This is a genomic window from Arthrobacter sp. R-11, assembly GCF_049913155.1.
In the GTDB taxonomy this organism is placed as follows: Bacteria; Actinomycetota; Actinomycetes; order Actinomycetales; family Micrococcaceae; genus Arthrobacter.
In genome coordinates, this window is the sequence record NZ_CP183979.1 from 229,996 (window position 1) to 239,238 (window position 9,243).

A 9,243-nucleotide genomic window follows, 5' to 3' on the forward strand; every position below is an offset into this window, starting at 1 on the left:
CCTGTCCCTGGCCGGCCAGTACCTCGGCCTGCAGCTCCTGATCGTCGTGGCGGTCCTCCTCGGCGTGATCGCGATTTCACTGGTGCAGTCCGCCGCGGCCTTTGAGCGGGTGGAAGGCCGCCGGGCTCTTTCGGTGGCGGAGTCCCTCGCCGCGAACCCCACGGTCCGTTCATTGATCCCGACGGCGGAGCCCCGGCACGGCGCGGCCCTGCCGTCGGTTGCCGAGTCGGTCCGGACGGTGTCCGGCGCCAGCATCGTCATCCTTGCCAAGGCGGACGGCACCATCCTCACCTCATCCGACGACCCCGCCGCCGTGGGCACCCCGCTCCCGCTGGGTGGCAGCACGGTCCTGCAGGGGCGGGCATGGACCGGGGCCATGGACGTGGGCGGCAGCCTTTCCCTGATGGCCCACGTCCCCGTGCTCGACGACGGCGGACGCACGGTGGGCATCGTCGCCGTCGGACGCCGGTATCCCTCGGTGCTGGAACGCTTCGGTGAGACGGTGCCGGATCTGCTGGTGTACCTGGGCGTGTCCCTCGCCCTGGGCGCGGCCGGTTCCCTGCTGCTGTCCCGCCGCGTCAAGCGGCAGACCTTCGGCCTGGAACCGGGAGAGATCGCCGGCCTGGTGGAGCACCGAGAGGCGATCCTGCACGGCGTGAAGGAAGGGGTGATCGCCGTGGACCCGCAGGAACGGATCACCGTGGCCAACGAAAGCGCCCGCGAATTCCTGGGCCTGCCGGAGGACTGCGTGGGCCGCAGCCTCAGTGAGCTCGGGGTGCAGCGGCAGCTCCGGGAGGACCTCACCACCGAGCAGCCCGACCCGGACCGCCTGCTCCTGGTGGGCGAGCGGCTGGTGGTCCTGAACCGCAAGCCCATGACGTCCCGCGGCCGCGTGATCGGTTCCGTGACCACCCTGCGCGACCGCACCGAGCTGTCCTCGCTGGAGAAGGAACTGGGCCGCACGCGCAGCACCACGGACACGCTCCGCGCCCAGACCCACGAGTTCGCCAACCAACTGCACACCATTTCCGGGCTCATCCAGCTGGGGGAGTTCGACGAGGTGGTCAGCTTCGTGGACGGCGTGAGCCTCAGCCGCAACAAGCTGTCCGACGACATCACCTCGCGCATCCACGACCCCGCGCTCGCCGCCCTGCTGATCGCCAAGAGCAGCCTGGCCGGGGAACGGAACGTTGCCCTGGAACTGGATGCCGCTTCCGGACTGGGCCGCGTGGATGAGGAATTCTCCAGGGATCTCACCACCGTCGTCGGGAACCTGGTGGACAATGCCATGGACGCCGCTGCCATGGACGCCGCCGGCGGTGCGCCGGACGGCAGGGTCAGCGTCAGGCTCAGTGAGGAGGCCGGCAAGGTGACGGTTACGGTGCGGGACTCGGGTCCCGGCGTCGCGCCCGCGGAACGGGAGGACATCTTCCGGCGCGGTTACAGCACCAAGGCGTCCGACGGCGCCGGCGGCCGCGGCTTCGGGCTGCCCCTGACGCGGCTGGTGTGCCTGAGGCGCGGCGGCGACGTCGAGGTCCATAACGACGGCGGCGCGGTCTTCACCGCGACGCTGCACCGTTCACCCGGGCAAGCCGGGTCCCGGCCGGAGAAAGGAAGCCCGCAGGCATGATGCCCGTGGAAACGATCAAAGTCCTGGTGGTCGATGACGACTTCATGGTGGCCAAGGTGCATGCGGGCTTCGTCCGTCAGCTCCCCGGCTTCGAAGTGGTGGGTGCGGCCCACACTGGTGCCCAGGCGGTGGCCGAGGCCCGGCGCCTGCAGCCCGACCTGGTGCTCCTGGACATCCACCTGCCGGACATCAACGGCCTGGAACTGTTGCAGCAGCTGCGCGACGTGGTGCCCGAACTGGACGTGCTGGTGATCAGCGCGGCCCGCGAGGTGGAAACCGTGCGGCGGGCGCTGCGCGGCGGAATCGTGCACTACCTGATGAAGCCGTTTTCCGCTGACGACCTGCACGAACGGCTTGAACATTACCGGCAGAGCTACCAAGCCCTGTCCCCGGGCTCGGCCAAGGAAACCGCGGAACAGGCTGACGTGAACCGGGTGTTCGGTCTCGGCGGTACCGCGCGGCCGCTGCCCAAGGGCTTCAGCGCAGAGACTCTGCGGCTGGTGGAGGAACTGCTCCGACGTACAGCTGATGATTCCGCCGGCGCGGACCTGTCCGCCACCGAGGCCGCGGACGCGCTGGGCACCTCAAGGGTCAGCGCCCGCAGGTACCTCGAATACCTCGTGGAGGAAGGGCGGGCAGTGGTCCAGCTGCGGTACGGGGGCATCGGCAGGCCCGAACGCCGGTACAAGCGGCACGACTGAATCCCCTTGGTGGCGGTGGAAGCTCGTGGCGCTGAAAAGTGGCGTGGATGCGGCTTGTCACAGATTGCCGGCGGCCGGTGTCTTCATGCCGTAAGGCAAAGAACCCGACCCGCAGGAGGAGTCATGACCACCACCCGGATCCCCGCCGCAGAGATCACCGGCCTTTACGGCACCCTGGTGAAGAAGTTCAGCGCGAAGATGTTCGGCAAGGTGCCGGAGTCGCTGGGCGTTATGTGGCACAATCCGCCCGTGCTCAAGGCATCCATGGGCATGGGGCAGAGGCTGCAGAAGTGGAACAGCTGTGACGAGTCGCTGAAGTCCTACGCGCACATGGCCGTGGCCTCACTCATCGGTTGCACGTGGTGCCTGGACTTCAACTACTTCATGGCCCACAACCACGGCCTCGACCTGGAAAAGGCACAGCAGATCCCGCGCTGGCGTGATTCCGGGGTTTTCACGCCCCTGGAGCGGGACGTGCTGGAATATGCCGAAGCGATGAGCACTACTCCCGTAACGGTCACTGACGAGCTCGCTGCCCGGCTGCTGGAGCACCTCGGCGCAGCGGCCCTGGTTGAGCTGACCAGCGTCATCGGCTATGCCAACCTCACGACCCGCGGCAACGTCGCCCTCGGCATTGAGTCCGAGGGTTTCGCGGATGCCTGTGGCTTGAAGCCGCTCGCGGCACCAAGCGGCGCGCGGTAGCGTGGCGGGCATGAGTAGCTCCGGCGCCACCGACAGCTTGGACCTTTTCGTCACCCATCGCAGCCTGCTCTTCACGGTCGCCTACGAAATGCTCGGCTCCGCCGCAGATGCCGAAGACGTGGTGCAGGAGGCCTGGCTCCGGTGGGCCGGCCTGGGGGCCGAAGCCCGCTCGGAGGTGCGCGACCCGCGGGCCTATTGCGTCCGCATCGTCACGCGCCAGGCACTCAACCGATTGCGCACGTTGTCCCGCCGGCGGGAAGAGTACGTCGGAGAGTGGCTGCCGGAGCCTTTGCTCACCGTGCCGGATGTCGCCGAGGACGTCGAATTGGCCGAGAGCGTCTCGATCGCAATGCTCACGGTGCTCGAGTCGCTGACTCCGGTGGAGCGGGCGGTCTTCGTCCTGCGCGAGGTTTTCGACGCACCCTACGATGAGATCGCCGAGGCCGTGGACAAGTCGCCGGCGGCCGTACGCCAGATCAGCAGCCGCGCGCGTTCCCACGTCGCAGCCCGGCGCCCCCGCATGCAGGTGGAGCGCACCGAGCAGCAGCTCGTCGTCGAACGCTTCCTGGCGGCGGTCACCACCGGGGATGTGCAGGGGCTGATGGACGTCCTGGCCCCCGACGTCGTCCTCGTAGCGGACGGCGGCGGAGTGGCGCAGGCCGTGCGGGTGCCGGTCTACGGTGCCAAGAAGGTGACCAACCTGCTGCGGTCCTTCCCGCAGGCGGCGCTCAACCCGAAAACCGCCCTGCTCTGGCTCAACGGCGCCCTCGGCATCCGGATCGACGACGAGGCAGGCGGCCCGTCACTCATCAGCGTGGTGGTGGAGGACGGCAGGATCGCCAGGATCTTCGCCATGCGGAACCCGGACAAGCTCGGCTGGCTGGAGACGGAAACCGAGCTCGCGCGCTAGCAGCGGGCCCGCTTCAGGGCCTGTTCGGTTTCAGAGTTTGGCCGGTTTCAGAGTTTGGAGAGGGGCGAGAACGCCAGCTCAAGGACGAAGGCAAGCGCCGCCGTCACTATCGGGGTGAGCAGCCAGAAGCCCAGGATCCGCAGCACCATGGGCCGGTGGGTGACCGAGAAGTTCTGGTTCGTCCCCGCGCCGAGCACCGCGGACGTGAGGGTGTGCGTGGTGGACAGCGGCAGGTGCAGGCCGATCGCGCCGATGAAAAGCATCAGCGAGCTCAGGCTCTGCGCCACGAAACCGCGCAGCGGATCGATCCGGATCAGCTTGTGGCCCAGGGTGTGCGAAATACGCCAGCCGCCGAACAGCGTCCCGGCGGTCAGCAGCACGGCGGTCAGCACCACCGGCCACAAAGGCAACTCCCCGCCGTCGTGCAGTCCCGCCGCCACTCCCGCCAGCAGCAGCACCGAAATGGTGCGCTGGCCGTCCTGCAGGCCGTGGCCGAAGGCGACGGCGGCGGCTGAAACCGCCTCGGCCCGCCGGAAACGGCTGTGCACCACGTCCGGTTGGGTGAAGCGGGCGGCCCAGGTGGCCGGCCACACCAGCAGGTAGGCCGCGCCGAAGGCGATCGCGGGGGACAGCACGAGCGGCAGGACCACCTGGAACAGCAGCGCGTTGTCCACGCCACCGATCGCGTGCCCGCCCACCAGGATGCCGGCAGCGCCGGCGCCGGCGAAGCCGCCCACCAGGGCGTGCGTGGAGGACAATGGGATGCCGCGCCACCACGCGTAAACGCCCCACAGGATGGCCGCGGCCAGGGCGGAGGCCAGGATGGCCAGCCCGCTGACGCCGTCGGGCAGGTCGAGCAGGCTCTGGCTGGATAGCAGCGCGAAGCCGCCGCTCAGCATGGCACCGGCAAAGTTGAAGACGGCAGCCAGCAGGACGGCCACCGAGGCGGTCAGCGCCCGGGTCCGCACGGACAGTGCGACGGCGGTGGAGACGTCGCGGAAGCCGTTGAGGAAAGCGAAACAGCCAGCCAGCACCAGGACGACGACGAAAAAGCCGATCGCCACGTCAGGCTTCCTTGACGATGATGCTGCCTACCTGGGTGGCCACCCTGCGCATGTCCTTGGTGACATCCACCAGCTGGTTTGCGATGTCCCGGTGGCGGGCGTACTGCGCGGCCTTCATGTCGCGGTACATTTCGGCCACCCAGATCCGGTGGCTGCGCTCGGCACGCTTGGCCAGGCGCAGGATTTCGATCCAGTAGTCCTCGAGTTCGTCCAGGTCGTCCAGCCGGCCCATGGCTTCGACCGTGAGCTCGGCCTGCCTGCTGATGATCTCCAACTGGTCCGCCGCGCGTTTGGGCAGCCGGTCCAGTTTGTACAGTGCGACCAGCTCTCCGGCGGCGTCCAGCTTCTCCATGGCCTCGTTGAGGAAGCGGGAGAGGGCATACATGTCTTCGCGGGGGAGCGGGTTGATGAAGCTGGTGCGCATGTGGGTGAGCAGCGCGAAGTGCAGCTCCGTGGATTTCGATTCGTGCCCGTGCAGCTCCTCGACGAGCCGCCCATGCTCCGTGACGGGGGCCCCGAGGATTTCCGAAAGGGTTCCGGTTGCCTCCAGGATCTTGCGGGCCATCTGGGACAGGAGCCTCAGCCCCGCGGGCTCCTGGGGAAAGAGGCGCAGCTTCACAGTGGTGTCCGTTCTGCGGAGCCGGCGGGGTGTGCGGCAACGAGGCTCGCATGACTTGACGCGGGAACGTTCACAGACACCAACTTTACGGCAGTCCAAGCTGCGCCCCGGACCGGGTGCCTGAGCCCGGAGGCCCGGCTTCGGGGTGCCCTCAGGCCAGCAGGCGCCGGTGCCCGCGAAGAGGGCATGAAAATGGTGCCGAACCGGATACGCCTCTCGGCGGTAGGCCGCTCGAAGCGGCTATAAGTTGAAGCCCGGGGGTTTCGCGGTTCGACACCAGTTTCAGTCTCATACCTCGTCCAAGCGAAGTCAACATTGACAGATTCGCGTTGGGGTGGCAGCGCGGGGTCGGCCTTGCGGCTCAGTCCAGTTCGCCCAGCCGCCAGGCGTTGGCCGCGTGCTCGAGGTCCTCCGCCGTCTTCACGAGCTGGTGCGAGCTCCGGGTGAGCTTGCTGGCGTGGCTTTCACTGGCGTGCTCCGCGCTGTCCGCGATGGTCGCCTGGCCCAGCGCTACGACTCGGCAGAACGCGGCGGAACGTTCCAGCGCGACGTCGAAATCGCCGTCGAACGCGCCCGAAAGAATGGCGTCCGCCATCTGCTTCATCTCGTCCGCTCCCGGCGGCTCCGCGGCCCCTGCCACGACGTGCGAAACCTGCGCCGTGTCCCTGCCGGCCTTGAAGTAGACGGAGATCCGCTCGGAATTCTGCATCGTGGCGGCGCGGAGGGCGTACAGCCTCCACAGCGCACCGGGAAGGGAACGGGCCGGGCTTTCGGCCCACATTTCGGCGATGGCGTCCAGGCCTTGTTCGTCCGCGAGCTTGACCAGCCGTTTGGTGACCTTGGGATCGTCGCTGTCCCGGCCGCGCCGGACCAGGGCTTGTGCCGCCAGGTGTGCAGCCTCCGAGACCCTCGCCGGGTCCGCCCCGCCCGCGAAGGGCTCAAAGTCAATGGGCGCGAACGGCTTGGGCTTGTGGTGCCTGGGTGCTCCGTTGGAACCGTTGGAGGCTGCTGGATCGCTCATGCCCCAACGCTACTCCTGTGTTTTCGCTCGTGCACTCATGGGATGGTTGGTTTCGGGGTGGGCGCCCCGGTTTGTGCGGCCTGGCGCCTCGGTTTGTTGTTCCGGGTGCTCCGTCCTGACCTTCTTTCGCGCCGGCAGTGTCCCGACACGCCGCCGGGAACCCCGCGCCGTCGTTCGTTTCGCGGCCAAAAAGGGTCAGGAAGGGCGTGCGGCGGCCGCCTTCCAAGTGCCCGACGGCGGTGGGCGCTGCGGGTGTCATGGCCCCCTGTGGTGTGCGGTAGAGTATTTATCGTCCAGAAATGGACTGGGCCGGCGGTTCGCTGCCGGCAGGGGCCTTTAGCTCAGTTGGTAGAGCATCGGACTTTTAATCCGTGGGTCGTGGGTTCGAGCCCCACAGGGCCCACCCTTTTTCTTCTTCCACTCCCGGCAGGCGGCGACGCCCGGCCTTGGACTCCCGACTATTCTCGAGGGTATGGATACGCGCCCCTTCCTGGACAAAGTCATGCCCGAAGCCTGGGACGCCGCGGAGGCCTACGCGGCTACGATCAGCAAGGCGGTGTTGCAGCGCGGGCTCAGCCCCCAGGAAGTGGAATTCATCAAGGTGCGGTCCTCCCAGATCAACGGCTGCGCCTTCTGCCTGGACCTGCATTCCCGGCAGGCCCGGCACGCCGGAATTGCGCAGCAGAAGCTGGACCTCTTACCGGCCTGGCGGGAGACCGATGCGTATGCCGATCGCGAGGCGGCCGTCCTCTCGATCACGGAAGCGGCCACCAAGCTGCCGCTGACCGGAGAAAGCCGGGCCGAGCTGGCGGCAGCCCGCAACATCCTTGGCGAGGAGGCTTTCGTCGCGGCCGAGTGGGTTGCGGTGACGATCAATGCCTTCAACCGCATCTCAATCCTCAGCGGGCATCCGGTGCGGCCGCGGGACGCCGACGGAAAACTCATCCACTGAGCAAAGAACGCGGCTATTCCCAGGCGAATCCGTCCGGGTCCGTCAAGGCGCCTGCGTCGCCGCCGATCAGGAGCCTGTGCGAGCCGGTGCCGTCCGGTGAGACGCCGGCGGTCTTGGCGAGCGAGCCGCGTTTGGTGAGCGTCAGCCTAATGGGGCCCGTGTCCAGCTCGACGTACCTGGATCCGAAGCTCTTGGCCACTGTGAGGCCGTGGTCGAGGTAGAACTGTTTGCTTGCGGCCACGTCGGTGACCCCCAGCTGGAGCACGATCGCTTCGACCTCCCGCGCGGCCGGGCCGGTGTCCTTCTTCGATGAAGACGCGACCGTCCAGATCGTGCCGTCCGGGGCCTGGACGACCCCGCCGTATCCCCACAGCGACTTCGCCGCCGGTTTGACCTCTGTCGCGCCCGCGTCGACAGCACTGTCGATGAAGGCGTTTACGGTGGCCGGCTGGGGCACGACAAGCGACATCGTGAACCCTCGGAAGCCGCTAGTCGGCGACTGCGACGCCCGCACCCGCACCCTGCCGCCCAGCCCGAAGGCGGCCGTGTAGAAGGCTTCTGCCGCCGCGGTGTCGGCGACCTCGATGGTTACGGATTCGATGGTTCCCATGCCGGACATCCTAGTGATTACGTGCCCTGCCGCCGCACCATTTCGTTGATCCAAGCAGGGGCGAACGGAGAGGTGCAGCCCGGCGGCGTCGGGTAATCCTTCAGGACCTCGAGGCGCTCGCCGATGCTGATGGCGCGGGCACGGTAGGCGGAATGTTCGATCCCTATCCGGGCCAGGCATTCGTTCATCGCCCACTGCAGGCGGTCCGGGGCGTCCTTCATCTGCGCTTCGATGGTGTCCAGCAGCCCGGGAAGGTCCAGGCCCTCGGGCTTCCTGACGACGCGTTCGCTGGTAAGTGCCCAGCCGGCGCTCGCGGTCACCGGGTCCGGATCGGCAAGCCAGGCCTGCCGCAGCTCCTCGGCATGTGGGCTCTTCTTCACCACGTAGTTCACCAGCCAGTCGTGCACCTTCGGGGTGCGGGCCTGCCGCAGCATGGTGTCCAGTTCATCGGGCCCGAACGCCTTAGGCCGGCAGATGAGCAGCGCCAGCAGCTTCGCCGCGGTGTCGTCCGTGGCCCACAGCTCCAGGGCGAGGTCCTGCTGGATCTTCAGACGCTTCGCAACCGCGCGCAGCTTTCCGAGGTTCACGCCGTGGTCGTCGCCGTGCCGTTCGTTGACCTCGCGGGCTTTTGGGTTATCGAGGGCGGCCAGTTCGGCCATCACTTCGGCGACAGCCGTTCCGTTCAGCGTCGTGCCGGCCACGTCAGTCTCCTGTCATCGGGTGCGGTTCCAAGCCTACTCGCGGTCGGCTTTCGGGAATGAAGTCTGATTTTTTGAAACGAATAACATCGGCGTGTCGCGGCGACGACGCGCCGGGGAATTCCTAAAGGGTATTGACTTAAAAATCCGCACAGGAATAACCTCCCGCTTGGGTCGTTTGATTGGCCCGCATCCGGTCCGGACGGAGCCTCTGGGGCGTTCCGGAGAGCGTGAATGTCGTGGTCTCGCTGGGAGGGGCCGCGCGCGCCCGACACCAGGCAGCGTTGCTTGGAGGCAGGCGCATTTTGGGGGTTTACGTCCGCGAGGATGCACGCG

The 9,243-nt window shown here is 67.5% G+C and carries 10 protein-coding genes and 1 tRNA gene; 6 read left to right on the forward strand and 5 right to left on the reverse strand.

Annotation, left to right across the window (positions count from 1 at the left end; translation table 11 throughout):
- Nucleotide 1: 1 nt before the first annotated feature.
- The 4 genes from ACN9M4_RS01115 to ACN9M4_RS01130 all read left to right on the forward strand — a co-directional run bounded on the left by ACN9M4_RS01115 (nt 2) and on the right by ACN9M4_RS01130 (nt 3,943).
- A complete protein-coding gene (locus tag ACN9M4_RS01115; RefSeq protein WP_426303358.1) occupies nt 2-1,630 on the forward strand; it encodes a sensor histidine kinase in 1,629 nt (542 codons plus the stop codon).
- Entirely contained in the window at nt 1,627-2,331 is a 705-nt protein-coding gene (locus ACN9M4_RS01120; RefSeq protein WP_426301544.1) for a response regulator, read from the forward strand. Before ACN9M4_RS01115 ends, ACN9M4_RS01120 begins: the two co-directional genes overlap by 4 nt.
- 123 nt (nt 2,332-2,454) lie before the next feature.
- Complete coding sequence (locus tag ACN9M4_RS01125) at nt 2,455-3,033, forward strand: carboxymuconolactone decarboxylase family protein (protein WP_426301546.1); 579 nt, start codon at nt 2,455-2,457, stop codon at nt 3,031-3,033.
- 10 nt (nt 3,034-3,043) lie between these two features.
- Nucleotides 3,044-3,943, forward strand: coding sequence for an RNA polymerase sigma-70 factor (locus ACN9M4_RS01130; RefSeq protein ID WP_426301548.1), 900 nt, complete (start codon nt 3,044-3,046; stop codon nt 3,941-3,943).
- Between the two features lie 47 nt (nt 3,944-3,990).
- Here the strand turns inward: ACN9M4_RS01130 and ACN9M4_RS01135 are convergent, their stop codons facing one another.
- The 3 genes from ACN9M4_RS01135 to ACN9M4_RS01145 form a co-directional block, all read right to left on the reverse strand.
- Nucleotides 3,991-5,007 carry an anion permease gene (locus tag ACN9M4_RS01135; RefSeq protein WP_426301550.1) on the reverse strand — a complete coding sequence of 339 codons (1,017 nt, stop codon included), beginning with the start codon at nt 5,005-5,007 and terminating at the stop codon, nt 3,991-3,993.
- Nucleotide 5,008: 1 nt separating this feature from the next.
- Nucleotides 5,009-5,626: a DUF47 domain-containing protein gene (locus ACN9M4_RS01140; RefSeq protein ID WP_426301552.1), complete on the reverse strand. Its 618-nt coding sequence runs from the start codon at nt 5,624-5,626 to the stop codon at nt 5,009-5,011.
- 361 nt (nt 5,627-5,987) lie between these two features.
- Nucleotides 5,988-6,647, reverse strand: coding sequence for a hypothetical protein (locus ACN9M4_RS01145; protein WP_426301554.1), 660 nt, complete (start codon nt 6,645-6,647; stop codon nt 5,988-5,990).
- Between the two features lie 330 nt (nt 6,648-6,977).
- Here ACN9M4_RS01145 and ACN9M4_RS01150 point away from each other — a divergent pair.
- Both ACN9M4_RS01150 and ACN9M4_RS01155 read left to right on the forward strand, forming a co-directional pair.
- Nucleotides 6,978-7,050: transfer RNA gene (locus ACN9M4_RS01150), tRNA-Lys, on the forward strand.
- Between the two features lie 69 nt (nt 7,051-7,119).
- A complete protein-coding gene (locus ACN9M4_RS01155; RefSeq protein WP_426301556.1) occupies nt 7,120-7,599 on the forward strand; it encodes a carboxymuconolactone decarboxylase family protein in 480 nt (159 codons plus the stop codon).
- Between the two features lie 13 nt (nt 7,600-7,612).
- On the opposite strand, the gene ACN9M4_RS01160 is transcribed toward ACN9M4_RS01155, so the two are convergent.
- Together ACN9M4_RS01160 and ACN9M4_RS01165 are read right to left on the reverse strand one after the other, a co-directional pair.
- Nucleotides 7,613-8,209, reverse strand: coding sequence for a glyoxalase (locus ACN9M4_RS01160; RefSeq protein WP_426301558.1), 597 nt, complete (start codon nt 8,207-8,209; stop codon nt 7,613-7,615).
- Between the two features lie 17 nt (nt 8,210-8,226).
- The gene (locus tag ACN9M4_RS01165) at nt 8,227-8,868 is read right to left on the reverse strand and encodes a DNA alkylation repair protein (RefSeq protein WP_426303359.1); all 642 of its coding nucleotides are present in this window, start codon (nt 8,866-8,868) and stop codon (nt 8,227-8,229) included.
- Nucleotides 8,869-9,243: the final 375 nt, after the last annotated feature.

Bases quoted from the DNA above. Each gene is read 5' to 3' on its own strand.
- ACN9M4_RS01120 (WP_426301544.1), top strand. From the start codon at position 1,627: ATGATGCCCGTGGAAACGATCAAAGTCCTGGTGGTCGATGACGACTTC.
- ACN9M4_RS01125 (WP_426301546.1), top strand. From the start codon at position 2,455: ATGACCACCACCCGGATCCCCGCCGCAGAGATCACCGGCCTTTACGGC.
- ACN9M4_RS01130 (WP_426301548.1), top strand. From the start codon at position 3,044: ATGAGTAGCTCCGGCGCCACCGACAGCTTGGACCTTTTCGTCACCCAT.
- ACN9M4_RS01145 (WP_426301554.1), bottom strand. From the start codon at position 6,647: ATGAGCGATCCAGCAGCCTCCAACGGTTCCAACGGAGCACCCAGGCAC.
- ACN9M4_RS01155 (WP_426301556.1), top strand. From the start codon at position 7,120: ATGGATACGCGCCCCTTCCTGGACAAAGTCATGCCCGAAGCCTGGGAC.
- ACN9M4_RS01160 (WP_426301558.1), bottom strand. From the start codon at position 8,209: ATGGGAACCATCGAATCCGTAACCATCGAGGTCGCCGACACCGCGGCG.
- ACN9M4_RS01165 (WP_426303359.1), bottom strand. From the start codon at position 8,868: ATGGCCGAACTGGCCGCCCTCGATAACCCAAAAGCCCGCGAGGTCAAC.